This is a genomic window from Neotabrizicola sp. VNH66 (assembly GCF_049445895.1).
GTDB lineage: Bacteria > Pseudomonadota > Alphaproteobacteria > Rhodobacterales > Rhodobacteraceae > Pseudogemmobacter.
The window spans coordinates 59,632-85,298 of record NZ_JBMSDW010000013.1; the positions used below are offsets into that span (position 1 = coordinate 59,632).

Here is a 25,667-nt window from a genome sequence, read left to right on the forward strand (position 1 = left end):
GGAACAGGAAGGGTTCCTAGTCCATCCCGACCTGAAGGGCAAATCAAAGGGCTGGGCATATGGCAAAGGTGACATTTCTGGGATTGGGCGTGATGGGCTTTCCCATGGCCGGTCATCTGGTGGCCAAGGGGCATGAGGTGACGGTCTGGAACCGCAGCCCGGCCAAGGCCGAAGCCTGGGGCGAAAAGCACGGCGGCAAGGTCGCCCCCACGGCGCGCGAGGCGGCGCATGGTGCGGAACTGGTGATGGCCTGCGTCGGCAACGACGACGATCTGCGGCAGGTCTGCCTGTCCGAGGACGGGGCCTTTGCGGGCATGGCGGCGGGCGCGGTCTTCGTCGATCACACCACCGTCTCGGCCAAGGTCACGCGGGAGCTGTCTGCCGTGGCCGCCACGCGCGGCTTCGGTTTTGTCGATGCCCCCGTCTCGGGCGGGCAGGCCGGCGCCGAAAATGGCGTCCTGTCGGTGATGTGCGGCGGCACCCCCGAGGATTTCGCCCGGGCCGAGCCGGCGATCATGGCCTATGCCCGGATCTGCCGCCGTCTGGGCGACAGCGGCGCCGGGCAGTTGGCCAAGATGATGAACCAGATCTGCATCGCCGGGCTGGTGCAGGGCCTGTCCGAGGCGCTGGCCTTCGGGCAGAAGGCGGGCCTTGACGGGGCGGCCGTGGTTGAAGTGATCTCGCAGGGGGCGGCCGGATCCTGGCAGATGGCGAACCGCCACAAGACCATGCTGGCGGACCAGTTCGATTTCGGTTTTGCGGTGGACTGGATGCGCAAGGATCTGAAGATCTGTCTGGAAACCGCGGATGAACTGGGGGCGTCCCTGCCGGTCACTGCGCTGGTGGACCAGTTCTACAAGGATGTGCAGCAGATGGGCGGCGGCCGGAACGACACCTCCAGCCTGATCCGCCGCCTGCGCTAACTCCGGCTGCGGCGGCTCAGCCAAAGGTGCAGGGCCACCGCCGCTACGGCCAGAACGGCCAGCGCGATCAGCCAGTGATGGGCTGCAAGACGGCCGAAGATGCCTTCGGCCGCAAGACCGAACTGCCAGCCGATGCCGGTGAAGACCCCGGCCCACAACGCCGAGGCCAGCGCGTTCAGCAGCACAAAGCGCAGGACGGGCAGCGGCGTCTGCGCCAGCAGCACCGGGCCAAGGATGCGGGTTCCGGGCAGAAAGCGGAAGGCAAAGGTCATCAGATCGGCATTGCGGTGCAGGCGGGCGGCGAAGGGGCTTTGCGCGGCCTTTGCCCGCAGCCGACGCACCGGGCCGCGATCCGGGGCCCTGCGTGACAGCAGGAACCACATGACATCCGCCAGAAAGGCCCCGAGAAAGGCCAGACCCGCGATCAGCGGATAGGGCGCCAGACTGCGATGCGCGATCAGCCCGCCCAGAACGGCGGCGGTCTCGCCCTCCAGAAAGCAGCCAAGGAAGACCGCGAAGGGCCCTCCGGCGGCAATCAGGGCTTCGATCTGATGGCCCAAGACAGCGGTTTTACGGAATGATGCGGGTGTATTTCACCCCCGCCAGCGTGGCCCCGGCGATCAGACCCTGCTGGCCGAAGATCAGCGCGATCACCGGGTCCAGCTCTGTCGTGGCCTTGCCGATGGTGGCGCCTTCGTCCGGCGTGGCATAGCGCAGATCGGCCGAAGCGGCCCAGCCGGCGCCGCGACGGAAATCGGCCAGTGCCGCATCGGTCATGAAGAACAGCGCATGGGCATATTGCTGCGCGCCGATCTGCAGGCCGATGCTGGCCTTGGTGGCGGAGTAGTAGTCCACCGTCACGCCCTGAATCCGCAACGCGCCGCGGCCATAGGCGCCGCCCCAGACAAAGCCGGCCTCGGTGATCAGCGGCATGTAAAGCACGCCATTCGCGCGGGAGGCCAGATCGCGGGTTCCGGGATACTGGTTGAACAGGAAATTCTGCGTCGCATCGACGCGCGCGTCGATCTGGGCCGAGCCGTTGCCACCCACACCATTGCCGCAGGCCGCGGTCAAAAGCGCGGCCGAGCCGCCGGCCGCCAGAAAACCACGCCGGGAAAATCTGTTCATCTGCTGCCCTCTTTGCCTGTTATGGGGGTTCTCAGACCCCGTTTGCGCAAAATGTAGCGGCGCAGGCCGGGTTTGTCATGCAAATCGCGCATCGTGGAACCAGATCGGCGGAATTTGCCCTATCCCCGCAAGGCGCGTGCAGCCTCGGGGGCGAAGTAGGTCAGGATGCCATCGCAGCCCGCGCGCTTGAACGCCATCAGGCTTTCCAGCATCACCCGCGGCCCGTCCAGCCAGCCGTTCTGAATGGCCGCCTGCAGCATCGCATATTCCCCCGAGACCTGATAGGCGAAGGTCGGCGCACCGAAGGCATCCTTCACGCGGCGGCAGATGTCCAGATAGGGCATGCCGGGCTTCACCATGACCATATCCGCGCCTTCGGACAGGTCGCGGGCGACCAGCCGCAGCGCCTCGTCCGAATTGGCGGGGTTCATCTGATAGGTCTTCTTGTCGCCCACCAGCCGCCCCGAGGCGCCCACGGCATCGCGGAAGGGGCCGTAGAAGGCGGAGGCGTATTTGGCCGCATAGGACATGATCGACACATCCTTGTGACCTGCCGCCTCCAGCGCGCTGCGGATCGCGCCGATCCGACCGTCCATCATATCGGAGGGGCCAAGGATATCGGCCCCCGCCTCGGCCTGGGCCAGCGCCATTTTCACCAGCGCCTCGACCGTCTCGTCATTCAGGATGATACCGTCCCGCACCAGCCCGTCATGGCCGTTGATGTTATAGGGGTCCAGCGCGATGTCGGTCATCACCGCCAGGTCGGGGACCGCCTGTTTCAGCGCGCGGATTGCCCGGTTGGTCAGGTTTTCGGGGTTCCACGCCTCGTCACAGGTTTCTGTCCGCAGGGCGGCATCCGTATAGGGGAAAAGGCAGATCGCCGGAATCCCAAGCGCCGCCGCCTCTTCCGCCCGGACCAGCAGCCGGTCCAGCGACAGCCGGTTCACCCCGGGCATCGAGGGCACGGGCTCTTCGATCCCCTTCCCATCGCGGATGAAGACCGGCCAGATCAGATCGCCCGCGGTCAGCGTGTTTTCCTGCACCAGCGCACGAAGCGCCGGGCTGCGGCGGGTGCGGCGCAGGCGGGTGGCGGGGAAGGGCGCCTGGATCGGGTGCATCTTCGGTCATCCAAAGCTGGGGCGGGGCGCTGCGGCCGCGCGGGGTCTTGCGGGTTCCGCCCTTGCCTGCCATGGAAAGGCGGGCGTCTCAAGCGGCAAGGGTGCCGCAGCCGGAAGGACCGACCAAGTGGAGCTGTACCAGACCATCCTTGAAGTGATCGACATGCGGTCGTTCTCGAACCTGTGGTACTGGATCGCGCTGGCGGTGCTGTGGTCTTCGGCCAGCCACTGGCTTCTGGGCGTGCCCTTCGACATGATCCAGCGCGCGCGCCGTCACGGCGGGCAGGCGGAACTGGATGTCGAGGCGATGGTGGCCATCAACGCGCGCCGCATGCTGGGCATCACCCGCACCGCTGCCGTGCCGCTGTTTTTCACGCTGGCCTTCCTGATGTCCTCGGTCACGCTCTTGGCCTTCTGGTTCTGGGTCGAATTCGCGCAGGCGGTGTTCTTCCTGCTGGCGCCGATGCTCCTGGTGGGCTGGCTGTCGCTGCGCGCCGCGCTGCGGATCGAAGGGGGCGAGGATACGGGCGAGGCGCTGTATCGCCGCCTGATCATCCACCGCCGTCTGGTGCAGACGGTGGGCATGTTCGCGATCTTCGCCACCTCGATGTTCGGCATGTGGCGCAACCTCAACATCTCGGTTCTGTACTAGGCCATGGCAGAGCGGATCATTCTGGGCGGCGCGCCCGAGGGGTTTGACGGTTTCCTGCTGGCGAAAGAGCTGGCCAAGGGGCGGCCCGTTCTGCATGTGGCGCGCGACGACAAACGGGCCGAGGCGATGCGCGCCGCGATCGCGGCCTTTGCGCCCGGTGTGCCGGTGCTGGAATTTCCGGCCTGGGACTGCCTTCCCTATGATCGTGTTTCCCCCAATCCCGAGACGGCCGCGCGGCGGATGGCGGCGCTGGCTGCGCTGGCCGAGGGGCTGTCCGGGGCCTTTGTGCTGCTGACCACGCTGAACGCGGCGACCCAGCGGGTGCCGGCGCGCGCTTTGGTGCGCGACTCGTCCTTCCGCGCCAAGGTCGGCCAGCGGGTGGATGAGGCGCGGTTGCGCGGCTTTCTGGGCCGCATGGGTTTTACCCCCGTCTCCACCGTGGCGGAGCCGGGCGACTTTGCCATCCGCGGCGGCATCGTGGATATCTACCCGCCGGGGCCGGGCGGGCCGGTGCGGCTGGATTTCTTCGGCGATCAGCTCGACGGCGCGCGCCGCTTTGATCCCGTCAGCCAGCGGACCACCGAAAAGCTGAGCCAGGTCGAATTTGCGCCGGTGTCCGAAGTGGTCTTGGACGAAGCTTCGATCACGCGGTTCCGTCAGAATTACCGGGTGGAATTCGGTGCGGGCGGGTCGGACGACCCCCTGTATGAAGCGGTCAGCGCGGGCCGCAAGCATCAGGGGATGGAGCATTGGCTGCCGTTCTTCCATGATCGGCTGGAGACCTTGTTCGACTATCTGCCCGATGCCACCGTCATGCTGGACGATCAGGTGGAGGTGATGCGGCTGTCCCGCTGGGAAGCGGTGGCCGATGCCTATGATGCCCGCCGCGATGCGATGCTGGCGCGGGGGCGGATGGATACGGTCTACAAACCCGTGCCGCCGCAGGGTCTGTATCTGGACGAAGCGGCCTGGGATGCCGCGGTGGCGGGTCACCGGGTCATGCGCCTGTCGCCCCTGCCGCACAGCCCCGGGCCGGGCGTGCTGGATGCGGGCGGGCGCACGGGCCGGAATTTCGCGCCGGAGCGACAGCAGGAAAACATCAGCCTCTTCAAGGCTCTGGCCGATCATATTCGCAAGTTACGCGAAGACCGGAATGTGGTTCTGGCCAGCTGGTCCGAAGGCGCGCTGGAGCGTCTGAAGGGCCTGCTGTCCGACGAAGGGCTGGTTGCCCAACAGCTGGCCGATCTGCGCGATCTGCCCGGCAAGGGGCATCTTTACCAGATCGTCTGGGCACTGGAGGAAGGCTTCACCGCGCCGGGTCTGGCGGTGGTGTCCGAACAGGACGTTCTGGGGGACCGTCTGGTCGCCAAACCGAAAAAGCGCAGGAAGGCCGATAACTTCCTGCGCGAGGCTGACACTTTGTCTCCGGGCGATCTGGTCGTCCATGTCGAACATGGCGTCGGCCGCTATCTGGGGATCGAGACCATCACCGCGCTTGGCGCGCCGCATGCCTGCGTGATGCTGGAATATGCCGACAACGCCAAGCTGTATCTGCCGGTGGAGAATATCGAACTCCTCAGCCGTTATGGCCATGATGAGGGGCTTCTGGACCGGCTGGGCGGCGGCGCGTGGCAGGCCAAGAAGGCCAGGCTGAAGGAACGCATCCGCGAGATCGCGGACCGGCTGATGCGGGTGGCCGCAGAACGGATGCTGCGGGCGGCCCCGATCCTTGAGGCGCCGCATTCCGCGTGGGAGGCCTTTGCCGCCCGCTTCCCCTGGCCCGAGACCGAGGACCAGCTGTCCGCCATCGCCGATGTGGTGGCCGATCTGGAGCGCGGCTCGCCCATGGACCGGCTTATCGTGGGCGATGTGGGCTTTGGCAAGACCGAGGTTGCCATGCGCGCGGCCTTTGTCGCGGCCATGGCGGGGATGCAGGTGGCGGTCATCTGCCCGACCACGCTGCTGGCCCGGCAGCATTACCGCACCTTCGCCGAACGCTTTCGCGGATTCCCGCTGAACGTGCGGCCGCTGTCACGCTTCGTCACGACGAAAGAGGCCAACGCAACCCGCGCAGGCATTGCCGACGGCACCGTCGATATCGTCGTGGGCACCCATGCGCTGCTGGCCAAGGGGATCAATTTCAAACGGCTGGGCCTGTTGATCATCGACGAGGAACAGCACTTCGGCGTGTCCCACAAGGAACGGCTGAAGGAGATGCGGAGCGAGGTTCACGTCCTGACCCTGACCGCGACGCCGATTCCGCGGACGCTGCAACTCTCGCTTACGGGCGTGCGAGACCTGTCGATCATCGCCACCCCGCCGGTCGACCGGCTGGCGATCCGCACCTATATCAGTGAATTCGATACGGTGACGCTGCGCGAGGCGCTCTTGCGGGAACGCTATCGCGGCGGGCAATCGTTCTTCGTGGTACCGCGGGTGTCCGACATCCCGGAAATCGAAGAGTTCCTGCACACCCATGTGCCAGAGGTGAGCCATGTCACCGCCCATGGCCAGCTGGCCGCGGGAGAGCTGGATGACCGGATGAACCAGTTCTACGATGGCAAGTTCGACGTGCTGGTGGCGACAACTATCGTCGAAAGCGGTCTAGATATTCCGACCGCGAACACGATGATCGTGCACCGGGCGGATATGTTCGGCCTTTCCCAGCTCTATCAGATCCGCGGCCGGGTGGGGCGGTCGAAGACCCGCGCCTATTGCTATCTGACGACGAAACCGCGGGTGCCGCTGACGCCGCAGGCCTCCAAGCGGCTGAAACTCCTGGGGTCGCTGGACAGTCTGGGCGCCGGGTTCAATCTGGCCTCCCACGACCTTGACCTGCGCGGCGCGGGCAACCTTCTGGGCGAGGAACAGTCGGGCCATATCCGCGAAGTCGGCTATGAGCTTTACCAGCACATGCTGGAAGAGACGATCGCCAAGATCAAATCGGGCGAGATCGACGGACTGACGGGCATCTCGGACGACTGGTCGCCGCAGCTGAACCTTGGTGTGCCGGTGATGATCCCCGAGGATTACATCCCTGATCTGGACATCCGGCTTGGCCTCTATCGCCGCCTGTCGGGCCTGCAAACCAAGGTGGAGCTGGAGGGGTTCGCGGCAGAGCTGATCGACCGATTCGGCCCGATCCCCAAAGAGGTCAACACGCTGATGCTGATCGTGCGGATCAAGGCCATGGCGAAAAAGGCGGGCATCAGCCGTCTGGACGCCGGGCCGAAGGGCGCGACCGTGCAGTTCCACAACGACAAATTCGCCAATCCGGCGGGTCTGGTGGAATTCCTGAAGGCGCAAGGTCCCGCGGCCAAGGTGCAGGGCAACAAGATCGCGCTGATCGGCGAGATGAAGACCGAAGCGGAACGGATCAAGGGCGCCTTCGCCATCGCCCGCGATCTGGCGGAAAAGGCGCGGGGGAAATAACCCGCGCGCCCCGCGCCATTTACTTCAACAGCCGCATCAGCCCCAGCGAGGCCGCGATCAGAGCTGCGGCGCCGATGATCAGGGGCATGGGCGTGCCGTCGAAGGCCTGCCCGATGGGGGCGGAGACCAGCACCGCCAGCACCGTGGCCGCCGCCGCGATCATCGAGGCGGCGAAGCCCGCGATATGGCCCACCGGCTCCATCGCAAGGGCATTCAGGTTGCCCATGGTCAGCGTCATCATCCCGAACAGGCTGACCGCCCAGGCCAGGAAGATGTAGAAGGTCCAGGGTTCAGGTAGTGCCACCGTCGCGCGCAATGCCAGATGGGCCAGCGTCAGCACAAGCACCACCGCAAAGGCGCGGGTAATGACCTTGCGCATCCCAAGCCGCATCACGATGCGCGAGTTGAGGAAGGACCCGAAGCAGGCCATCCCGGCCATGAACGCAAACCACAGCGGGAAGGTCTCCCCCCGGGCGAAATGCAGCTCGAAGATCGGCTGGATCGAGGAGATGGTGGCCACCATCACCGCCATGGTCAGGCCCTGAATCACGATGGCCACCAGCACCGGACGGCGCGAGAACAGGTCGCGCGCGGACGCGGCCAGCGTGGTCAGCGACAGCGGCACCCGGGCTTCGGGGGCCAGCGTCTCGGGCTGGCGCAGGCCCAGCCAGGCCACCGTGATCAGGCTGAAGACGATATAGACCAGAAAGATCGCATGCCATCCGGCCACTGCAATGATGCCCTGACCCATCAGCGGGGCGACAGCAGGCACCAGCATGAAGATCATCATGGCGAAGGACATGATGCGGGCCATCTCGCGCCCTTTGTACTGGTCACGCACCATGGCCAGCGATACCGCCCGCGGGCCGGCGGCGCCGATGCCCTGGATCACGCGGGCGATCAGCAGCACCTCGAAACTTTGGGCGACATAGCAGACCAGTGCAGAGAGCGTGTAGATCACGCCACCTGCGATGATCACCCGCTTGCGGCCGAAGGCATCGGACAGCGGGCCCACGAACAGCGTGCCGATCCCCATGCCCAGAAAGAAGGTGCTGACGATCAGCTGCGCCCGGTTCGGCGCCGCGGGTGTCAGGGTTTCAGCGATTTCCGGCAGGGCGGGCAGCATCGCGTCGATGGACAGCGCGATGGTGGCAAAGAGCATCGCGATCAAAGCGATGAATTCACCCTGGCTCAGCCGGGCGGGCGTGGACGGCGTGGAAAGGCTACTCATGACTGACCTGACAATTCCTTGATGACATCGCCCCACAATTCGGGCGGCTGCGCGCCGGAGACGACATATTTCTGCGCGATGACGAAGGTGGGCACCGCAGTCACACCCTTGCGGCGGGCGTCTTCATCGCGCGCGCGCAGATCGTCGGCATCGGCGTCCGAAGCCAGAAGGCGCAGCAGCGCATCGCGGTCCATTCCCTCTGCCGCACCGATGTCGGCCAGCACCTGCGGATCGCCGATATCGCGGCCTTCGTCCCAATAGGCGTGGAAGAGCGCGTTCACCACCTCGGTCTGCCGCCCCTCCACCCCGGCCCAATGGATCAGACGATGGGCATCCAGCGTGTTCGGAATGCGCTTCGGCCGGTCGGGGTCCATCTCGACCCCGGCCTTGCGGGCGGTCTCGCGCAGTTTTTCATGCACGGCATCGACCCGGCCCTTGCCGCCGAACTTGTCTTCCAGATAGGCCCGTTTGTCCACGCCGCCTTCGGGCATGTCGGGGTTCAGCTGGAACGGATGCCAGAGGATCGTGAACGGATGGCCGGGATGGTCGGCCAGCGCACGGTCAAGGTTCGCCTTGCCCACATGGCACCACGGGCAGACGGGGTCGATGAAGATGTCGAGCCGGATCATGGCTGACCTTTCAGGGCTGTGCTTTCAGATACTGGGTGACCAGGGCGCGGCGGCTGGTCTTGCCGGTGGGGCCGCGCGGCAGTGCCGCGACATGAACCCAGAGACGCGGACATTTGTAGCGCGCCAGGCGGTCGGCTGCAAAGGCCTGCGCTGTGCTTTCCGGCACAATCTCGCCTGCGTAGAAACACGCAATCACCCGGGAACCGTTTCCGACCTCGACTTCGGTCACCGCCAGATCGGTCACGCCGGGCAGACCGGCCAGCGCAGTCTCCACCTCTCGCGGGGAAACCCGGATGCCGCCGGGGTTCATCATCTCATCGGCGCGGCCGTGGTAGTGGACGGCGCCGCCATGGTCCTGATGCACAAGGTCGCCGGTGGCGAACCACGGGCCCGGAGGCGGGGCCGCACCGTCATAGGACAGCATCAGTCCGGGGTCCGAGGTGGCGACGGCCAGAACCCCGATCTCACCCGGCGGCAGCGGCTGACCCGTCTCTTGCGACAGAACCGCGATGCGGCGGCCGGGTTGAGGAAAGCCGGTGGTGCCGGGCGGGGCAGGGCGCGAGGGGCTGCCGGAGAGAAAGGTGGAAATCTCCGACATGCCAAGCGCTTCGTGAATATCGGTGCCGGTGCGGCCCTGCCATTCTGTCCGCAGCGCGGCCGGCAGCGCCTCGCCCGCGGATAACGCATGGCGCAGCCGCGGCAGGCCCGGCATCTCGCCCCGCAGCAGACGGCGGAACACGGTGGGAACCGCGGCAAAGATCGTCGCATCATGGCGCCGCAGCACCAGCGGCAGATGCTCCATCTGCACCGAAGGCGACGGGATCAGCGCGGTTGCCCCCACGGTCCAGGGGTCCAGAAGCCCGGTCCCCATCGTATAGGTCCAGTTGAACGCGCCGGAATGCAAAAGCCGGTCGGTGGGGCCGATCTCCTCCCACCCGCGCTGCATCAGCGCGCGGGCCAGGATGGCGCGATGGGCATGACGCACCGCCATCGGCCGGCCGGAGGTGCCGGAGGTGAAGACGATGTAGCCCTCGCGCTCTGCCGGGCCGAGGTGCCAGTTGCAGGGGGCATGGGCCTCCCATGCAGGCAGATCGGCGGGCAGGGCGCGCGCGCCCTCGGGCACGGCAATGCCATCCGCGGCGACGACCAGCCGCGGGCGCACCACAGCGGCCATGGCGGTGATTTCAGGCCCGGTCAGCAGGGGCGAGGTCGCCACCGGCACCAGCCCGGCCGCAATGGCGCCCAGATACAGCACCGGATAGGCGGGCGTATTGCCCAGCCGGATCAGCACCCGGTCGCCGGGTCGCGCATCATGGGCCAGAAGCCAGCCCCCGGCGCCCAGAACGGCGCGGATCAGGCGGGCGTAACTCCACCGTTCGGCCCCGGTGAGTGTCAGGATCGCCAGCGCCACCTTGTCGGGCGTGGCCTGTCCCGCGGCCAGCACATGGGCGGCCAGATTGAAGCTGTGGGGATCATGCGGGATCATGGTTTCGGCATAGGATGCGCCACGCCATCCCGCAAGAAAAAGCCGCAGGTTCCGTCCTGCCTTGATCTGCCGCATGGCACATGCCCGGTTTCCCCCCTAGCCTTGACCGGGAAGACAGGCAGGGAGGGCCGATGCTTCTGGCGATTCTGACCGATATCCATGGCAACCGCGAGGCGTTCGAGGCGGTGCTGGCCGATGCCGCTGCCCGTGGCGCCGGGCAGATCGCGCTTTTGGGCGATCTGGTGGGTTATGGGCCGGACCCGGCGTGGTGCTGCGACCGGGCGGCCGCGCTGGTCGAGGAGGGGGCGCTGGCGGTCCGCGGGAACCATGACAATGCGGCGGCAGGGGCGGCGGAATCCATGGGGTCGCTGGCAAAGCGGGCGATGGACTGGACGAAGCCCCGCCTCAACCCCGCGCAGCGCGGCTTTCTGGCCGGTTTGCCGCTGCAGGCGCGGCTGGGCGATGTGCTGCTGACCCATTCCAGCGCGAACAGCCCCGGCGACTGGATCTATGTCACCTCGGATGTGACGGCGGCGGGATCGTTCCGGGCCACCGATGCGCGGATCGTCCTCTGCGGCCATGTGCATGTGCCACTCCTCGTCAGCCGCGACATCGGCGGCACGGTGCGGGTGCAGCCCGTCCGCCCCGGCCTTGCCTGTCCGCTGATCCCCTCGCGCCGCTGGCTGGCGGTGGTGGGCTCGGTGGGGCAGCCACGCGACGGGGTGGCACAGGCGGCCTATGCCACGCTGGACACCGCCACGGCGGAGCTGACCTTCCGCCGCGTGCCCTATGACATGGCCGCAACCGTGGCCAAGACCCGTGCCGAGGGCCTGCCGGAAGAGCTGGCGCTGCGGCTGATGACGGGAAGGTGACGGGATGAAGCCGCATACCGGGCTGACGATCGACGGCTATACCCTTGAGGAAAAGCTGCATACCGGTGGGTTTGCGACGATCTGGCAGGTTTCGCACCCGGACCACGCCTTGCCGATGGTGATGAAGGTTCCCACCATTCTGGACGGGGACGACGGGCCGACCATCGTGGGCTTTGAAGTCGAGCAGATGATCATGCCGCGGCTGTCGGGGCCGCATGTGCCGCGCGTCCTTGGCATCGGCGATTTCGCGGTGATGCCCTATATCGTGACCGAGGCGATTGCCGGAGGCTCGCTTCTGGCCACGTTCAAACGCGCGCCGCTGCCCTTGGATCAGGTGATCGAGATTGCCGCCCGCATGGCCGATGCCTTGGCCGACATCCACCGGCAGGGCGTGGTGCATCTGGACCTGAAGCCCGAGAATTTCCTGCAGCGCGAAACCGGTGAGATGGTGCTGATCGACTATGGCCTTTCGCGCCATGATCTGCTGCCTGACCTTCTGGCCGAGGAATTCCGCATTCCGATGGGGACCTATCCCTATATCGCGCCGGAACAATTCCTGCGGTCCCGCGACGATCCGCGGTCAGATCTCTTTGCGCTTGGCGCGATGATCTATGAAATGGCGACCGGCAAGCCTCCCTTCGGCATTCCGCAGCGGCTGCGCGGGGTGCGCAGGCGGCTGTGGCGCGATCCGGTGCCGCCGCGGGCGCTGCGGCCCGAAATTCCGGAATGGTTGCAGGAGATCATCCTGCGCGCGCTGGAGGTGGACCCGCTGCGCCGCTATCAGAGTGCGGCGCAGCTGGCCTTTGATCTGGCGCATCCCGGGCAGGTGAAGCTGACCGCACGCGCGCTGAAACGGCGGCAGGACGGCTGGCTGGCGGTGTTCCACCGCTGGCGCGACCTGCGTCGGCTGAAGCAGTTCCGCGCGCCGGATTCGGTGGCACGTCATATCGCTACGGTGCCCATCATCTGCGTTGCCGTGGACCTTGCGCCCGAGCATGAGGCTTTGGCCGATCTGCTGCGCGATCATGTCCGGCGGATGCTGGTTACCCGGCCCGAGGCGCGGATTGCCTGCGTGAATGTGATCCGCACCGCCCGGCTTGGCATCGACCAGATGACCGATGACCGCGGCAACAATCTGCATGTGCTGCGGCTGGTGCAGCTGCGCCACTGGGCCGAGGGCATTGATCTGGGCGAAGAGCGGCTGACCCATACCGTGCTGGAAGGCGCCGATCCCGGTCAGGCGATCATCGACCATGCGGCCCAGATCCATGCCGACCATATCGTGATGGGCGCCCGCGCCCATTCCACGGCGCGGCGCTATCTGGGATCGGTCTCGGCGCAGGTGGTGGCCGAGGCGCATTGTTCGGTGACAGTGATCCGGCGGCCCGACCGGGCAGAGCCTGCACCCGCACAGACGGCGGCGGCAGAAGCATAGAAGATCGGGTCAGAGCCCGCGTCAGCCAGGCTCCGACCTGCCGCGACCGGCGCGCGGCCTTCGTTGCAGGGATACGGCGATCAGCCCAGCCAGCCCTGCACGGTGCGCGCCCCGCCCGAAACATCGTCGCCGACGCCGGCCACGGTGTTGCAGCCCGCCAGCGCCAGCACCAGCCCGAAAAGCACAAGTTTCTTCATTCTGCCTGCTCCTGATTTCCGCAGTTCCTGCTGCGTGTTCGTTCAGTCCTCATACCACCAGAGATCGGGCTGGAAGCCCAGCCAGTCTCCATAGACCGGCAGCCGCTCGGGGTAATGCAGGGTCGCCTTGTGGGCGATCCGGGCCCGGTCGGCATACCAGATCGGGATGACATATCGCCCCGCGGTCAGCACCCGGTCAAGGGCGCGCACCGCGCTGGTGAAATCTTCCTCGTTGGTGGCGCCCACCATCGTGGCAATCAGCCCGTCCACTGCCCGCGAATTGATGCCGGGCCAGTTGCGCGTCCCCTCGGCCGTGACGCCCGCCGATCCCCAGTAAAGCAGCTGCTCATTCCCGGGCGACAGCGAGAGCGAGCGGATGTAATGCGTCATGTCGAAGTCATAGGCATTGGTGCGCACCTTCATCTGCGCGCTGTCGATCATCGTGACGGTGGCGGTGATGCCAAGGGGCTTCAGCGCCTCGATATACATGGCGGAAATGGCGGCCATCTCGTCCTGACCCACGGTCAGCAGGATCTCGAAGGTGAAGGGCTGACCTTCGGCATTGCGCAACACACCATCGCTGCCCACGCTCCACCCCGCCTCTTCCAGCAGGGCGGCGGCGGCGCGGAGGTTTTTGCGGTTGGATGCGCCGCCGTCCGAGACGGGCAGGGCGTAACCCTCCAGCGTGCCGGGCAGCAGATCGGCGGCATAGGGCTCCAGCAGGGCCTTTTCGGCGCCTTCGGCCGGGGTGCCGGGCGTCATGCCCAGAACCGAGTTCGAGAAGTAGGACTGGATCCGCGGCTGCACCCCGCCCGTGATGGCCTGATTGATATATTCAAAGTTGAAGGCCAGGATCAGCGCCTCGCGCACGCGCCAGTCGGCAAAGAGCGGGCGGCGGGTGTTGAAGGCCAGCCCTTCGATCCCCGAGGGGCGTTTGTGCGGAATTTCCGATTTGACCACCGTGCCCGCGGCCAGCGCCGGGAAATCATAGGCCTTGTCCCATTTGACCACGTTCGTCTCGCGGAAACTGTCCACGACGCCTGCCTTGAACGCCTCGAACTGGCTGGCCCCGGCCGAGAAATATTCATAGCGGATGGTGTCGAAATTCCACAGGCCGCGGTTGAAGGGCAGGTCCTTGCCCCACCAGTCCGGGTTCTTGCGGTAGGTGACCGACACACCCGGATCCACGTGGTCCACCAGATAGGGGCCAGAGCCGATGATCGGCTCGAACCCCGAGGCTTCGAAATCGCGCCCCTCCCACTGCGCCTTTTTCAGGATCGGGCGCAGGCCAAGGATCAGCGGCAGCTCGCGGTCGGCGGTGTTGAAGGTGAAGCGCACGCTGCGCGGGCCGGTCGCCTCGGCGGTGGCGATCTTGGACCAGGCGGCGGCGTAGCGCGGGTTGCCGTCCTTGCCCAGTTTCTCGAACGACCAGAGCACATCTTCGGGCGTGACCGGAGAGCCGTCGGAAAACCGCGCCTCCTCACGCAAAGTAAATTCCACGAAACTGCGCGAATCGTCCGTCTCGACCGATTCGGCCAGAAGGCCGTAAAGGCTGAAGGCTTCGTCGTAGCTGCGGCCCATCAGCGTCTCGACCACAAGGGGGGTGGTGCCGCTGGCGGGCTGTCCGGTGGTAATGAAAGAGTTCAGTGTATCGAAGCTGCCCGCTTCGCCCAGGATGATCTGGCCGCCCTTGGGTGCATCGGGGTTGGCCTGCGGCAGAGACACAAAATCCGGGGGCAGGGCGGGTTCGCCATACATAGCTATGCCGTGCTGCGGCTCGGCCGCGGCGGTGCCCGCGAGGCAGCAAAGGATCAACGCCAGGGCGGCATTGTGCAGACTCTCGAAAAAGTGACGGCCCATGGCGGAAACGATCCCCTGATATCCCTGTCTTCGGGCACAAGACTATTCCCCGGACGCAGGGTTTTCAAACTTTTAGCTTGGCCCGGACGGCAGAGAGGTCTATATAGGACTTACTGCTCGATAGGTTTCTTGCCTGTATGAAACCTGCCTCAACGACTTAACGCCGGCCTAGCGCCGGCGTTTTTTTATGCCTGCCCCCGTGCATCCCGAACCTGCCCCGTGGCGTTTGCCCTTGCAGCGTGTAGGATCGCTGCAGATGCAAGATAGGGGTCTTCCATGGAACTCAGGGGAAAACGCGCCGTCGTCACCGGATCCAACTCGGGGATCGGCCTTGGTGTGGCCGAGGAGCTGGCGCGCGCCGGGGCGGATCTGGTGCTGAACAGCTTCACGAATCGTGAGGAGGATCACGAGCTCGCGAAGTCGATGGCGGACCGATTCGGCGTGGCGGTAAGCTATGTGCAGGCCGATCTGTCCAAGGGCGACGAAGCCCGCGCCCTGATCGAAAAGGCAGGCGGCTGCGATATCCTTGTCAACAATGCGGGCATCCAGCATGTCGCCCCGATCGAGGAATTTCCGGTCGATCAGTGGAACCGGATCATCGCCATCAACCTGTCCTCGGCCTTTCACACCATCGCCGTGGCGCTGCCCGGAATGCGGGCAAAGGGTTGGGGCCGGATCGTCAACATCGCCTCGGCCCACGGTCTGACCGCCTCGCCCTACAAATCGGCCTATGTCTCGGCCAAGCACGGGGTGGTGGGGTTGACGAAAACGGTCGGTCTGGAAACCGCGGGGCAGAACATCACCTGCAATGCCGTCTGTCCGGGCTATGTGCTGACCCCGCTGGTCGAGGCGCAGATCCCCGACCAGATGAAGGTCCACAAGATGGACCGCGAGACGGTGATCCGTGAGGTGCTGCTGGACCGCCAGCCGTCGAAGCAATTCGCCACGACGGAACAGATCGGCGGCACGGTGGTCTGGCTCTGCTCGGATTATGCGGCGCAGGTGACGGGCACGACCATTTCGGTGGACGGGGGCTGGACGGCCCTGTGAGCCGGCCAGTGAAACCGCGCCGGATCAGCCTTGCCCTGCAGGGCGGCGGCGCCCATGGCGCCTTTACCTGGGGGGTGCTGGACCGGCTGCTGGAAGACGGGATGCTGGAGATCGCCGCGGTCTCCGGCACCTCGGCCGGGGCGCTGAACGGGGCGGCGCTGAAGGCCGGGATGGTGGCCGGCGGGACCGAGGCGGCGCGCAAACGCCTGCGGCGCCTGTGGGAGCAGGTGGGAGATATCGGCGACTTCCGCTATCTCCTGCCGTGGTTCCAGCCGTTCCTGCCCTTTGCCCGGATGGTGCAGGAGGCGACCGAGGCGCTGCTGCCGTTCAGCCCGGCCAGCGTGGCGGGGCAGTTCTATTCGCCCTATGCCTGGGGCGCACAATGGCGCAATCCGCTGCTGCCGGTGATCGAGGATTTCGATTTCACCCATGTCTGCGCCGCGGATGAACCGGCGCTGTTCGTCGGCGCGACCAATGTGCGGACCGGCCGGGTCAAGGTCTTTGCCGGGCAGGACATCACCCGCGATGCGATCCTGGCCTCGGCCTGCCTGCCTTCGGTGTTTCAGGCGGTGGAAATTGACGGAGAGGCCTATTGGGACGGCGGGTTCACCGGCAACCCTTCGCTTTGGCCGCTGTATGATCAGGCTTTGCCCGATGACATCGTGATCGTGCAGGTGAATCCGCTGCGCCGGGACGTGGTGCCGCAGACGCCGCTGGAGATCGAGAACCGGGTGAACGAGATCAGCTTTAACGCCTCGCTCCTGTCGGAGCTGCGCGCCGTGGCCTTCGTGCGGCGGCTGATTGCCGAGGGCCGGGTCGGGCGCGACCAGATGAAGGATGTGCGCATCCATATGATCGCCGATGACGGGTTGATGAACGATCTCAGCGCCTCGTCCAAGCTGCAGCCCTCAGGCGCGCTGATCGAGCGGCTGTTCACCGCAGGCCGTGCCGCGGCGGAGCGGTTCCTGAAGGATTGCGGCGGCAAGGTCGGATCGGCGCCCACGGTGGATCTGCAGGATCTGCTGGGCTAGGGCGCAATGCCCTGCCGCAGCACCGGAGGGCTTCGTGCCCTCCCGTGACCATTGGTTGCTTGAACCAATGGCGCAACAATGGTCGCACTCCCGCGGAACATTTATGAACAGAGGAATGGGGCCAAGTGCCTGCGTCTCAGCGCGGGTCTTTCGGGATCGGGTAAACCAGACCGCCGGAGACGATCAGCTTGGCCGCGTCGTCGATGCCGACCTCATCCAGGACCACGAGTTCCGCCGTGGGCACGAAAAGAAGAATACCGCTGGTGAAGGGCGTCAGGCCCACGAAAACGGCGGAATATTCCTGACCCTGCGCGGCCAGCCGGACCGCCAGCTCTCCCTTCGGCTTGGTCGAGATGAAGCCGAGCGCCCAGCTGCCGGGGCGGGGAAATTCCACCAGACAGGCCTTGTCGAAGCTTTGCTCCTTCTTGTTGAAGAAGGTCTCCGCCACCTGCTTGATCCCGCCATAGACCGAACGGACCACCGGCATGCGGTCCACGATATCTTCGCCCCTGCGGATGACAGACCGCCCGATCAGCCCCTTGGCCAGCCAGCCCACCATGATGGTGAAGAACAGGAAGACCAGCACGCCCACGCCGCGGACCGGGAATTCATAGGCCGGGCCGAACCAGTGCCGCATCAGCGCATCCGGCTGATAGGCGCCGGGGATCAGCGGCAGGATCCAGCCGTCGATCCAGCCGATCACCGCCCAGACCAGATAGAGCGTCAGCCCGATGGGCAGCACAACCACAAGTCCGGTCAGGAAGCTGGCACGCAGGCCGGCCAGAAGGCTGCGGCGGGGGGGATTGGGCTCGACCGTCATGAATTCTCCCTGTCGGGATCAATCTAGGGGCGGCACCCGGCGTTCCGCAATGGCAGCCGCCGAAGAAAGCGGCGCGGCCTCAGGCCGCGGCCTGTGCGCTGATCAGTTCCCGGGCAATCGCCGCAGCCAGCCGGGCATTGGACAGCACCAGCTCGATGTTGGCGACCAGCGACTGGCCCTCGGTCAGTTCGAACAGGCGCTGCAGCAGGAAGGGCGTCACCGCCTTGGCAGAGACGCCGCCCGCGTCCACTTCGGCCAGCGCGGCCTCGACATGGGGCATGATCTCTTCGCGCGGGATTTCATGTGCCGCGGGAATGGGATTCGCCACCAGCTGGCCGCCGGGCAGGCCTAGCCGTGCGCGCATCAGATGGGCGGCGGCGATCTCGGCCGCGTTGTCCATCCGCAGGGGCGCCTTCAGGCCGGAGCTGCGCGACCAGAAGGCGGGGAATTCGTCCTGCCCATAGGCGATGACCGGCACGCCCTGCGTTTCCAGATATTCCAGCGTCTTCGGCAGGTCGAGGATCGCCTTTGCGCCCGCCGCCACCACGGTGACCGCGGTCTGCGCCAGTTCCGGCAGGTCGGCCGAGATGTCGAAGCTGGCTTCCGCCCCGCGGTGGACGCCGCCGATGCCGCCGGTGGCGAAGACGCCGATCCCGGCCAGATGCGCCGCGATCATCGTGGCCGCCACGGTCGTCGCACCGTAACCGCCGCGGACGAGGCAGGCTGCGAAATCCGCGCGCGAGATCTTGGCCACGTCCTTCGCCTGTGCCAGCCGGTCAAGTTCCTCCTCGGTCAGGCCGATGTGGATGCGCCCGTCCATCAGCGCGATGGTGGCGGGGACGGCCCCTGCCTCGCGCACGGCCGCCTCCACCCGGCGGGCGGTCTCCACATTTTGCGGATAGGGCATGCCATGGGTGATGATGGTGGATTCCAGTGCCACCAGCGGGCGGTTCAGGCGGCGGGCCTCTTGGACCTCGGGGGAAAAGACCAAGGGCAGGGCAGGGGTCGTCATGACGGGATATCTCCGGAAACATAGGCGGCGGCGGCGTGAAGCGCGGCCTGAAGCGCGGCCTCGCGCGGCTTGCCGCTGCGTTCGGCCACCAGATGGGCGGCCATGAAAGTATCGCCCGCGCCGGTCACCCGGGTGACAAGGACGCGGGGAGGGGCGGCACCGATCACGCCTTCGCCGCGGCGGCCACAGGCGGCGGTGCGACCACCGTCGGTGACCAGCACCCGCTGCGTGCCACGCGCGAGCAGCGCCTCGGCCGCATCGGTGGCGGTGGCGGCGTCGGATTTGGCCAGAAGGTTGGCCTCTTCAAGGTTCACATAGAGCGTGGCCTGCGGGCAGGTCAGCAGCGGGCGCAGCCGTTCGGCCTTGCCGGGGCTGGCGGGCGCGACCCGCAGGTCGGCCTCTGCGAACAGGGGTGAGGCGGCGATCACCGACAAGAGCGCCTCGGTCAAATTGCCGTCCAGCGCGACGGGGCCGGTCCATGGGCGGTCCGCCCGGCTGAGCCGTCCGTCGGCCAAAGGCGTCAGGATCTTCTCGCCCGCGGCCTCCAGCGAATGGGCATCGGCGATGGCCGCGATCAGCCCGTTCGCGCCCTCGACCGCCATGTAACGGTCGGTCGGCAGATCATCGGAGCGGTAGGCAAAGGCGGTCGACACCCCAAGGCGTTCGCAGGCTGTCACCAGCTCTTCGCCTTCCTCATCGCGTCCGATGGCGGTCAGCACTGCCGGGCGCAGGCCGAAGCGGGCCAGCGTCATGGCGATGTTCATGGCCACACCGCCCGGCAGCCGGGTGATGCGGCCCGGCACGTCGGACCCCTGCCGCATCACCGCCGGCGACCGGCCGATGATATCCCAGAGAACCGAACCGATGCAGAGGATGTCGGGTGCCTGTGTCATGCTGCGCTTGTCGCAAGGCCGCGCGCGCCGCACAAGGGGGAGTTGGAACCCGCAAAGGTATGGGGTATTTTGATACCATATTTATTAACGTACTGATTTCGCTTGATGAATACTTTCCTGTCGCCCTTGACCGCTGCACGGCTTTCTGCGAGAAGCCGCCATCCGAATTCGCGGGGGGCAACCCTCGCCCGAATCCACGATGGACACCCGATGAAAACCTTCACCGCTACCCCGGCGGACATCGAGAAGAAGTGGATCCTGATCGACGCCGAGGGCGTCGTTCTGGGCCGCCTCGCCACGATCGTCGCCAATATCCTGCGCGGCAAGAACAAGCCGACCTTCACCCCCCACATGGACATGGGTGACAATGTCATCGTCATCAACGCCGACAAGGTGCAGATGACCGGCAAGAAGCGCGATGACAAGGTCTATTACTGGCACACCGGCCACCCCGGCGGGATCAAGCAGCGCACCGCGCGCCAGATCCTGGAAGGCAAGCACCCCGAGCGTGTGGTGGAAAAGGCTGTCGAGCGGATGATCACCCGCAACCGCCTTGGCCGTCAGCAGATGTCGAACCTGCGCGTTTACGCCGGGGCCGCCCATCCGCATGAAGCGCAGCAGCCCACCGTCCTGGACGTGAAGCCGCTGAACCCGAAGAACACCCGGAGCGCGTAAACCATGGCCGACATCAAGTCTCTCGACGATCTGAAGGCCGCCGTGGGCAATGCTGCCCCGGTTGCCGCCGAAGCCGCCCCCCGTGCCCCCGTGCGCGACAAGCTGGGCCGCTCCTATGCCACCGGCAAGCGCAAGGATGCGGTTGCCCGCGTCTGGGTCAAGCCCGGCACCGGCAAGGTTGTGGTCAACGGCAAGGACATCAACGCCTATTTCGCGCGTCCCGTTCTGCAGATGATCCTGAAGCAGCCCTTCACCATCGCCAATGTGGAAGGCCAGTTCGACGTCTACGCCACCGTTTCGGGCGGCGGTCTGTCGGGCCAGGCGGGCGCGGTGAAGCACGGCATCTCGAAGGCGCTGCAGCTTTATGAACCCGCCCTGCGCGGTGCGCTGAAAGCCGCGGGCTTCCTGACCCGTGACTCGCGCGTCGTCGAACGGAAGAAATACGGTAAGGCCAAGGCCCGCCGGTCCTTCCAGTTCTCGAAGCGCTGATCCGTTTCGATACCGATACAGAAGGCGCGGGCATTGTCCCGCGCCTTTTGCTTTTGCGCCGTCCCGTCCCGGTTGACCCGGCGCACCACGGCCCCCTAGTCTGACAGGCCACAGATCCGGGGGATGCCATGACGGAAGGTGCCGCAGCACCAGGGCTTGAGATCACAGAAAGCTACCGCACGGGACTGATCGCGGCAGTGACAGGCCTTCATGCCGACTATTACGCCCGCAGTTCCGGCTTCGGGCAAAAGTTCGAATCCGTGGTGGCGGCGGGACTTGCCGGATTTTGCGACCGGCTGGATGCGCCGCGGAACCGGATCTGGCTGGCGCTGCATCAGGGACGCATTGCCGGATCGGTTGCCATCGACGGCGAGGATCTGGGCGGGAATGTTGCCCATCTGCGCTGGTTCATCCTGTCGGACGATCTGCGGGGCAGCGGCGCGGGCCGGGCGCTGTTGCAGCGTGCCATGGAATTTGTCGATGCGGCAGGGTTCGACGCGACCCGGCTCTGGACCTTCCGCGGCCTCGCAGCGGCGCGGCACCTCTATGAGGCACATGGTTTCGTGCTGGAGGAGGAAACGTCCGGCGCGCAATGGGGCACCGAGGTGATGGAGCAGCGGTTCATGCGTCCCGCCGGAGGCGGAATGAAAAAAGGGGCCGGATGACCGGCCCCAGGCTCAGGGGAGCGTATAGCGCACCGGCTGTGCCGGATCAGCCGCGCCAGAAAGGTTTGTCACATTCGCTGCGGCGGCTCATGTCGGTCAGGCCGATGTCGCGCAGCAGATGACCGTCCAGATTGGACAGCGCATTGCGGCTGCGCAGGCGGGTGTCCCAGCGGGCCAGAGTCAGCGCAAGGCCGATCAGCAGGCGCGAGACGGGCGGCAGGGCCGGAGAGAGGGGGCGGGCGAACTCCTGGGTCTGAACGTGACGGGGCATCGGCCCCTCCTTTGTGTTGATACAATTCTCTGCTTCGTGTATGCAGCTTGTAACAAATCCCCTGAATGAGTCGCCAGAGATACATTGTGCCGGATACAAGTTGGACGCCTGATCTGAGTGACTTTCCCGGTCCAAAATATCTGGGCCTGTCGCGTGCGCTGCGCGACGCCATCCGGGCGGGGGATTTGCCGCAAGGCACTCAATTGCCGACCGTACGCGATTTGGCATGGCGCCTGCATCTTACGCCGGGCACTGTGGCACGTGCCTATCAATTGGCCACGCAGGAAGGATTGCTGGAGGCCACCGTCGGCCGTGGTACTTTTGTTGCGGCGACTCAACCGCGGCTGGGACCGACACAACCCCTTTACGTTGAGCGGGTACAATCCGGAACAGAACGCTTCGCCAATCTGCGTCCGCCGCAGGTGCCCGAAGCCGGCCAGACCGAGGCCTTTCGCGCCGCGCTGCTGGAAATGGCCCAGACGACCGGGGAAAACTGGCTCGACTATACCAGCCAGACCAGCGAACTGCCCCTGCGGCGCGAAATCGTCAGCTGGGTGGGCGACCGCATCCTTGGCCCCATCGGCCCCGAGGATGTGGCACTGACCCATGGCGGGCAGAATGCCGTCAGCCTGATCTTTGACTGCGTGTTGCGCGGCGAACGCCCGGTCGTTCTGCTGGAGGAACTGGCCTATCCCGGCTTCCGCTATGCCGCCCGCTCGGCCCGGGCCGACGTCATCGGGATCGAGCTGGACCGCCACGGCATCGTGCCCGAGGCGCTGGAGGCCGCCTGCCGCCGCCACGGGCCGCAGATCCTGTGCCTGACGACCGAGGCGCAGAACCCCACCACCGGCCGCATGCCGGTGGAGCGGCGCATGCGCATTGCGGAAATTGCCCGCGCCTTCGATCTGCAAATCCTTGAGGATGACTGCTATTCCGTCGCGGAAAGCGACATTCCCAGCCTTCGCGCCCTAGCGCCCGAGCGGGTCTGGATGGTGGGCAGCCTGTCCAAGACCGTCTCGGCCGCGCTGCGCTTTGGTTATGTGATCTGTCCGGCCGGCATGGGAGAGGCGGGGCGTCTGGTGGCGCAATATGCCTTTTTCGCGCTGTCAAAGCCGGTGGCTGACATGTGCCTGCATCTTTTCACGTCGGGCGCAGCGGGGCGCATCCGGGCCAAGGTGCAGGCCGAATTTGCCGAACGGCTGCAGGTCATGGTCAATATTCTGGGCACCTTCGATCTGGACTGGCAGCCCGGTCTGCCGTTCGTCTGGCTGCATCTGCCGCAGGGCTGGCGCGCCTCGACCTTCACGCGGATGGCCGAGGATGAGGGCGTGCTGGTCCGTCCGGCCGATGAATATGCGCTGGTGGGCGGGCGGGCGCCCAATGCGGTGCGGCTGGCGATTCCGGGCAGCCTGCCGATGGCCGAGTTCGAATCCGCCCTGCGCCGTCTGGTCCGGCTTCTGGCGCATCCGCCGGCGGTGCTTTCGGTCTGAGGGTCAGGATTGTGTCCCAATTGTGGCACAAACACGGCGCAATATAGTCAACCCCTTGATCCAGCGTCGGAATATGTGTCCTGAATGACTCATTCCGGCCATGATCGCGGCAATTTTAACGGCCCGCGATTGACCCGTGACAGGATGACGCGCCAGTCTGATTCCACAGAGCAGACAGAGATCCTGAAAAAATGGGACACCAGACTTCGTTTCACGCGCCCCATGGCGGGGCGGATTTCCTTGGCTGGCGCAAGCGCCGCGGTGCGACCGAGATCGTCTATGATGACGGGGTAACCCGGCACATGGTCTGGCGCGTGGCGGCGGGCAGCATGGATGAGGGCACCCTCAGCGACGCCTTGCGCGTGGCCGTGGGCAGCCGCCGCATTCTGCCCACATTGTTTGACGAGCTGAAAAAGCGGGCAATCGCGATTGAGAAGATCGCGGGCTGACAGGCCGGCAGCCCGTATGTTGCGCAGAAGGGGCGGCCTTGGCCGCCCTTTCGTTTTTCGTCTGCCCTTTGTCCGCGCTTTGCTGCAAATGTTGGCTTGCAATGCCGCGAAACCGGCGGCAGGGTTTGATCAAACAAAAAGCCGCGCACCGCAGGGGGGGCAATGGCGAAAACCGTTTCTGCCGAGGCAAAGACCGGCTGGCTGCTGGTTGCGCCGCCGGGGCTGTACACCGCACTCCTGCTGGCGGCGCCACTGGCCACCGTGCTGATCTATTCGGTGCTGACCAAGGTGGGCGGGCAGGTGGGCCTGCCGTTCACGCTGGACAATTACACCGAGGTCTTCACCCATCCGATCTACCGCGCGGTCATGCTGCGGTCGCTGACCGTCTCGCTTCTGGTGACGGCGACCACGGTGCTGCTGGCCTATCCCATCGCCTATTACGTCAGCTTCCATGTGGCTCCGTCGAAAAAGTCGCTGTGGCTGTTCCTGATCACCATCCCGTTCTGGACCAGCTACATCATCCGCGTCTCGCTCTGGCGGACGATCCTTGGGTATGACGGCATTGTCGACAGCATGCTGATGGGCGTGGGCCTTGCGTCCGAGCCGGTGAACATTCTGGCCAATGGCGTGACCTCCATCGTGATCACGCTGAGCCATGCCTATGCGCCCTTTGCGGTGCTGCCGATCTTTGTCAGCCTGGAAAAGGTCGACCGCTCGCTTCTGGAAGCGGGGCAGGATCTGGGCGAGTCGAAGTTCATGACCTTCCTGCGTGTGACGCTGCCGCTGTCGATGCCGGGCGTCATAGCGGCGGTGCTGATCGTCTTCATCCCGACCGTGGGCGACTATGTCACGCCAGAGCTGATCGGCGGCGGCAAGACCCCGATGATCGCCAATCTGATCGAAGTCGAGATGCTGAAGAAGAACAACAAGGCCATGGGGTCGGCCATCGCGGTTGCCGCCATGATGATCGTGGCGTTGGTCAGCGTGGTCTTCGTCCTGTGGAACCGCCGTTTCCTCGGGGGACGAAAATGAAGAAATCCCCCGTCCTGCTGGCCTATGCCATCCTGTATCTGGTCTTTCTATACGGCCCGATCCTGATCCTGCCGCTCTTTGCCTTCAACGACAGCAAGATCGTCTCTTTCCCGCTGTCGGGCTTTACCACCCAGTGGTTCGGCGAGATGTGGAAGGATCCGAACCTGCGCACCGCGCTGGCCAACAGCCTGACCATCGCGCTGTCCACCGCCGTCCTGTCCACCGTTCTGGGGATCTTCGCGGCCCGGTCTTCGGTGCGCTACGCCTGGCCGGGCAAGGCCATCGTCATGGGCACCATCGTCCTGCCCATGGTCTTGCCTGAGATGATCGTGGCCATGGCGCTGCTGGTGGTGCTGCTGTCGATGGGGATCTCGCTCTCGATCTTCACCGTGATCATGGGCCATGTGCTGATGTGCCTGCCCTTTGCGGTGGCGATCCTGACCTCGGCCTTCCAGAGCCTGGACAAATCGCTGGAAGAGGCGGCGCTGGACCTGGGGGAAAACGGCTGGAGCACGTTCCGCCTGATCGTGCTGCCCCTTGTGATGCCGGGGATCCTGTCGTCCTTCCTGATCACCTTCACCATCTCGATCGACGAATTCATCATCGCGAACTTCCTCGGTTCGGGCAAACCGATCCTTTCGGTCTATATCTTCGGGCAGTTCCGCTTTCCGGCGAAAGTGCCCTCGATGCTGGCGCTTGGCACCATCCTCGTCGGCTTCTCCATCGTTCTTCTCGCAATCGCCGAATATTACCGTCGCCGCGGCGTGGCCCGTGCCGGCGGCAAGGCTTCCGGAGGCTTCCTGTGACCTTTTCCGCCGAACGCCAGA

Annotated in this window: 26 protein-coding genes; 14 read left to right on the forward strand and 12 right to left on the reverse strand. The window is 65.7% G+C overall.

Annotated elements, in window-relative coordinates; all coding sequences use genetic code 11:
* Positions 1-59 precede the first annotated feature (59 nt).
* Positions 60-923, forward strand: coding sequence for an NAD(P)-dependent oxidoreductase (locus ACO2Q5_RS17030; RefSeq protein ID WP_423293247.1), 864 nt, complete (start codon positions 60-62; stop codon positions 921-923).
* Here the strand turns inward: ACO2Q5_RS17030 and ACO2Q5_RS17035 are convergent.
* The 3 genes from ACO2Q5_RS17035 to hemB form a co-directional block, all read right to left on the reverse strand.
* Positions 920-1,483 (reverse strand): DedA family protein, encoded by a 564-nt coding sequence (locus ACO2Q5_RS17035; protein WP_423293249.1) that lies wholly within the window; start codon positions 1,481-1,483, stop codon positions 920-922. The genes ACO2Q5_RS17030 and ACO2Q5_RS17035 overlap by 4 nt on opposite strands.
* Before the next feature lie 10 nt (positions 1,484-1,493).
* Positions 1,494-2,051, reverse strand: coding sequence for a YSC84-related protein (locus ACO2Q5_RS17040; RefSeq protein ID WP_423293251.1), 558 nt, complete (start codon positions 2,049-2,051; stop codon positions 1,494-1,496).
* A 119-nt stretch (positions 2,052-2,170) separates the two neighbouring features.
* Entirely contained in the window at positions 2,171-3,169 is a 999-nt protein-coding gene (hemB, locus tag ACO2Q5_RS17045; protein ID WP_423293253.1) for a porphobilinogen synthase, read from the reverse strand.
* Positions 3,170-3,296: 127 nt separating this feature from the next.
* Between hemB and ACO2Q5_RS17050 the strand changes: the two genes are divergently transcribed.
* The gene (locus tag ACO2Q5_RS17050; protein ID WP_423293255.1) at positions 3,297-3,821 is read left to right on the forward strand and encodes a component of SufBCD complex; all 525 of its coding nucleotides are present in this window, start codon (positions 3,297-3,299) and stop codon (positions 3,819-3,821) included.
* 3 nt (positions 3,822-3,824) lie between these two features.
* Positions 3,825-7,253 (forward strand): transcription-repair coupling factor, encoded by a 3,429-nt coding sequence (gene mfd, locus ACO2Q5_RS17055; protein WP_423293257.1) that lies wholly within the window; start codon positions 3,825-3,827, stop codon positions 7,251-7,253.
* A gap of 19 nt (positions 7,254-7,272) precedes the next feature.
* Here mfd and ACO2Q5_RS17060 read toward each other — a convergent pair whose 3' ends face one another.
* From ACO2Q5_RS17060 to ACO2Q5_RS17070, 3 genes are read right to left on the reverse strand one after another with little or no spacing between them, the layout of a single operon-like run.
* Entirely contained in the window at positions 7,273-8,484 is a 1,212-nt protein-coding gene (locus ACO2Q5_RS17060) for a multidrug effflux MFS transporter (RefSeq protein WP_423293259.1), read from the reverse strand.
* Positions 8,481-9,113: a DsbA family oxidoreductase gene (locus ACO2Q5_RS17065; RefSeq protein WP_423293261.1), complete on the reverse strand. Its 633-nt coding sequence runs from the start codon at positions 9,111-9,113 to the stop codon at positions 8,481-8,483. Before ACO2Q5_RS17065 ends, ACO2Q5_RS17060 begins: the two co-directional genes overlap by 4 nt.
* Positions 9,114-9,123: 10 nt before the next feature.
* Complete coding sequence (locus ACO2Q5_RS17070; protein WP_423293263.1) at positions 9,124-10,674, reverse strand: class I adenylate-forming enzyme family protein; 1,551 nt, start codon at positions 10,672-10,674, stop codon at positions 9,124-9,126.
* A gap of 56 nt (positions 10,675-10,730) precedes the next feature.
* Between ACO2Q5_RS17070 and ACO2Q5_RS17075 the strand changes: the two genes are divergently transcribed.
* Together ACO2Q5_RS17075 and ACO2Q5_RS17080 are read left to right on the forward strand one after the other, a co-directional pair.
* Positions 10,731-11,471, forward strand: a complete 741-nt coding sequence (locus tag ACO2Q5_RS17075) for a metallophosphoesterase family protein (RefSeq protein ID WP_423293265.1) — start codon at positions 10,731-10,733, stop codon at positions 11,469-11,471.
* A gap of 4 nt (positions 11,472-11,475) precedes the next feature.
* Positions 11,476-12,906: a protein kinase domain-containing protein gene (locus tag ACO2Q5_RS17080; protein WP_423293267.1), complete on the forward strand. Its 1,431-nt coding sequence runs from the start codon at positions 11,476-11,478 to the stop codon at positions 12,904-12,906.
* Between the two features lie 80 nt (positions 12,907-12,986).
* On the opposite strand, the gene ACO2Q5_RS17085 is transcribed toward ACO2Q5_RS17080, so the two are convergent.
* A complete protein-coding gene (locus ACO2Q5_RS17085; RefSeq protein ID WP_423293269.1) occupies positions 12,987-13,103 on the reverse strand; it encodes an entericidin in 117 nt (38 codons plus the stop codon).
* Positions 13,104-13,145: 42 nt separating this feature from the next.
* Positions 13,146-14,963 carry an extracellular solute-binding protein gene (locus tag ACO2Q5_RS17090; RefSeq protein ID WP_423293271.1) on the reverse strand — a complete coding sequence of 606 codons (1,818 nt, stop codon included), beginning with the start codon at positions 14,961-14,963 and terminating at the stop codon, positions 13,146-13,148.
* Between the two features lie 276 nt (positions 14,964-15,239).
* On the opposite strand from ACO2Q5_RS17090, the gene ACO2Q5_RS17095 reads away from it, so the two are divergent.
* Positions 15,240-16,013 carry a 3-hydroxybutyrate dehydrogenase gene (locus tag ACO2Q5_RS17095; RefSeq protein WP_423293273.1) on the forward strand — a complete coding sequence of 258 codons (774 nt, stop codon included), beginning with the start codon at positions 15,240-15,242 and terminating at the stop codon, positions 16,011-16,013.
* Positions 16,010-17,044: a patatin-like phospholipase family protein gene (locus ACO2Q5_RS17100; RefSeq protein ID WP_423293275.1), complete on the forward strand. Its 1,035-nt coding sequence runs from the start codon at positions 16,010-16,012 to the stop codon at positions 17,042-17,044. The genes ACO2Q5_RS17095 and ACO2Q5_RS17100 overlap by 4 nt, the downstream gene beginning before the upstream one ends.
* 136 nt (positions 17,045-17,180) lie before the next feature.
* Here ACO2Q5_RS17100 and ACO2Q5_RS17105 read toward each other — a convergent pair whose 3' ends face one another.
* From ACO2Q5_RS17105 to ACO2Q5_RS17115, 3 genes are all read right to left on the reverse strand, one after another.
* Positions 17,181-17,864 carry a DUF502 domain-containing protein gene (locus ACO2Q5_RS17105; protein WP_423293277.1) on the reverse strand — a complete coding sequence of 228 codons (684 nt, stop codon included), beginning with the start codon at positions 17,862-17,864 and terminating at the stop codon, positions 17,181-17,183.
* Positions 17,865-17,943: 79 nt separating this feature from the next.
* The gene (locus ACO2Q5_RS17110; RefSeq protein WP_423293279.1) at positions 17,944-18,876 is read right to left on the reverse strand and encodes a pseudouridine-5'-phosphate glycosidase; all 933 of its coding nucleotides are present in this window, start codon (positions 18,874-18,876) and stop codon (positions 17,944-17,946) included.
* A complete protein-coding gene (locus tag ACO2Q5_RS17115; RefSeq protein WP_423293281.1) occupies positions 18,873-19,769 on the reverse strand; it encodes a PfkB family carbohydrate kinase in 897 nt (298 codons plus the stop codon). The genes ACO2Q5_RS17110 and ACO2Q5_RS17115 overlap by 4 nt, the downstream gene beginning before the upstream one ends.
* A gap of 210 nt (positions 19,770-19,979) precedes the next feature.
* Here ACO2Q5_RS17115 and rplM point away from each other — a divergent pair, with 210 nt between their 5' ends.
* The 3 genes from rplM to ACO2Q5_RS17130 all read left to right on the forward strand — a co-directional run bounded on the left by rplM (position 19,980) and on the right by ACO2Q5_RS17130 (position 21,598).
* Positions 19,980-20,444, forward strand: coding sequence for a 50S ribosomal protein L13 (gene rplM, locus ACO2Q5_RS17120; RefSeq protein ID WP_423293283.1), 465 nt, complete (start codon positions 19,980-19,982; stop codon positions 20,442-20,444).
* Positions 20,445-20,447: 3 nt separating this feature from the next.
* Positions 20,448-20,933 (forward strand): 30S ribosomal protein S9, encoded by a 486-nt coding sequence (rpsI, locus tag ACO2Q5_RS17125; RefSeq protein WP_423293285.1) that lies wholly within the window; start codon positions 20,448-20,450, stop codon positions 20,931-20,933.
* A gap of 128 nt (positions 20,934-21,061) precedes the next feature.
* Complete coding sequence (locus ACO2Q5_RS17130; protein ID WP_423293287.1) at positions 21,062-21,598, forward strand: GNAT family N-acetyltransferase; 537 nt, start codon at positions 21,062-21,064, stop codon at positions 21,596-21,598.
* Positions 21,599-21,644: 46 nt separating this feature from the next.
* On the opposite strand, the gene ACO2Q5_RS17135 is transcribed toward ACO2Q5_RS17130, so the two are convergent.
* On the reverse strand, positions 21,645-21,869 hold the full coding sequence (locus ACO2Q5_RS17135) for a DUF1127 domain-containing protein (RefSeq protein ID WP_423293289.1): 225 nt from the start codon (positions 21,867-21,869) through the stop codon (positions 21,645-21,647).
* Positions 21,870-21,934: 65 nt separating this feature from the next.
* Here ACO2Q5_RS17135 and ACO2Q5_RS17140 point away from each other — a divergent pair, with 65 nt between their 5' ends.
* From ACO2Q5_RS17140 to ACO2Q5_RS17155, 4 genes are all read left to right on the forward strand, one after another.
* On the forward strand, positions 21,935-23,359 hold the full coding sequence (locus ACO2Q5_RS17140; protein ID WP_423293291.1) for a PLP-dependent aminotransferase family protein: 1,425 nt from the start codon (positions 21,935-21,937) through the stop codon (positions 23,357-23,359).
* Between the two features lie 191 nt (positions 23,360-23,550).
* Complete coding sequence (locus tag ACO2Q5_RS17145; protein ID WP_423293293.1) at positions 23,551-23,808, forward strand: hypothetical protein; 258 nt, start codon at positions 23,551-23,553, stop codon at positions 23,806-23,808.
* Positions 23,809-23,970: 162 nt separating this feature from the next.
* Complete coding sequence (locus ACO2Q5_RS17150; RefSeq protein WP_423293294.1) at positions 23,971-24,840, forward strand: ABC transporter permease; 870 nt, start codon at positions 23,971-23,973, stop codon at positions 24,838-24,840.
* On the forward strand, positions 24,837-25,646 hold the full coding sequence (locus ACO2Q5_RS17155) for an ABC transporter permease (RefSeq protein ID WP_423293296.1): 810 nt from the start codon (positions 24,837-24,839) through the stop codon (positions 25,644-25,646). Before ACO2Q5_RS17150 ends, ACO2Q5_RS17155 begins: the two co-directional genes overlap by 4 nt.
* Positions 25,647-25,667 lie beyond the last annotated feature (21 nt).

Bases quoted from the DNA above. Each gene is read 5' to 3' on its own strand.
- ACO2Q5_RS17030 (WP_423293247.1), top strand. From the start codon at position 60: ATGGCAAAGGTGACATTTCTGGGATTGGGCGTGATGGGCTTTCCCATG.
- ACO2Q5_RS17040 (WP_423293251.1), bottom strand. From the start codon at position 2,051: ATGAACAGATTTTCCCGGCGTGGTTTTCTGGCGGCCGGCGGCTCGGCC.
- hemB (WP_423293253.1), bottom strand. From the start codon at position 3,169: ATGCACCCGATCCAGGCGCCCTTCCCCGCCACCCGCCTGCGCCGCACC.
- mfd (WP_423293257.1), top strand. From the start codon at position 3,825: ATGGCAGAGCGGATCATTCTGGGCGGCGCGCCCGAGGGGTTTGACGGT.
- ACO2Q5_RS17060 (WP_423293259.1), bottom strand. From the start codon at position 8,484: ATGAGTAGCCTTTCCACGCCGTCCACGCCCGCCCGGCTGAGCCAGGGT.
- ACO2Q5_RS17065 (WP_423293261.1), bottom strand. From the start codon at position 9,113: ATGATCCGGCTCGACATCTTCATCGACCCCGTCTGCCCGTGGTGCCAT.
- ACO2Q5_RS17070 (WP_423293263.1), bottom strand. From the start codon at position 10,674: ATGCGGCAGATCAAGGCAGGACGGAACCTGCGGCTTTTTCTTGCGGGA.
- ACO2Q5_RS17075 (WP_423293265.1), top strand. From the start codon at position 10,731: ATGCTTCTGGCGATTCTGACCGATATCCATGGCAACCGCGAGGCGTTC.
- ACO2Q5_RS17080 (WP_423293267.1), top strand. From the start codon at position 11,476: ATGAAGCCGCATACCGGGCTGACGATCGACGGCTATACCCTTGAGGAA.
- ACO2Q5_RS17085 (WP_423293269.1), bottom strand. From the start codon at position 13,103: ATGAAGAAACTTGTGCTTTTCGGGCTGGTGCTGGCGCTGGCGGGCTGC.
- ACO2Q5_RS17090 (WP_423293271.1), bottom strand. From the start codon at position 14,963: ATGGGCCGTCACTTTTTCGAGAGTCTGCACAATGCCGCCCTGGCGTTG.
- ACO2Q5_RS17095 (WP_423293273.1), top strand. From the start codon at position 15,240: ATGGAACTCAGGGGAAAACGCGCCGTCGTCACCGGATCCAACTCGGGG.
- ACO2Q5_RS17105 (WP_423293277.1), bottom strand. From the start codon at position 17,864: ATGACGGTCGAGCCCAATCCCCCCCGCCGCAGCCTTCTGGCCGGCCTG.
- ACO2Q5_RS17110 (WP_423293279.1), bottom strand. From the start codon at position 18,876: ATGACGACCCCTGCCCTGCCCTTGGTCTTTTCCCCCGAGGTCCAAGAG.
- ACO2Q5_RS17115 (WP_423293281.1), bottom strand. From the start codon at position 19,769: ATGACACAGGCACCCGACATCCTCTGCATCGGTTCGGTTCTCTGGGAT.
- rplM (WP_423293283.1), top strand. From the start codon at position 19,980: ATGAAAACCTTCACCGCTACCCCGGCGGACATCGAGAAGAAGTGGATC.
- rpsI (WP_423293285.1), top strand. From the start codon at position 20,448: ATGGCCGACATCAAGTCTCTCGACGATCTGAAGGCCGCCGTGGGCAAT.
- ACO2Q5_RS17130 (WP_423293287.1), top strand. From the start codon at position 21,062: ATGACGGAAGGTGCCGCAGCACCAGGGCTTGAGATCACAGAAAGCTAC.
- ACO2Q5_RS17135 (WP_423293289.1), bottom strand. From the start codon at position 21,869: ATGCCCCGTCACGTTCAGACCCAGGAGTTCGCCCGCCCCCTCTCTCCG.
- ACO2Q5_RS17140 (WP_423293291.1), top strand. From the start codon at position 21,935: ATGAGTCGCCAGAGATACATTGTGCCGGATACAAGTTGGACGCCTGAT.
- ACO2Q5_RS17145 (WP_423293293.1), top strand. From the start codon at position 23,551: ATGGGACACCAGACTTCGTTTCACGCGCCCCATGGCGGGGCGGATTTC.
- ACO2Q5_RS17150 (WP_423293294.1), top strand. From the start codon at position 23,971: ATGGCGAAAACCGTTTCTGCCGAGGCAAAGACCGGCTGGCTGCTGGTT.
- ACO2Q5_RS17155 (WP_423293296.1), top strand. From the start codon at position 24,837: ATGAAGAAATCCCCCGTCCTGCTGGCCTATGCCATCCTGTATCTGGTC.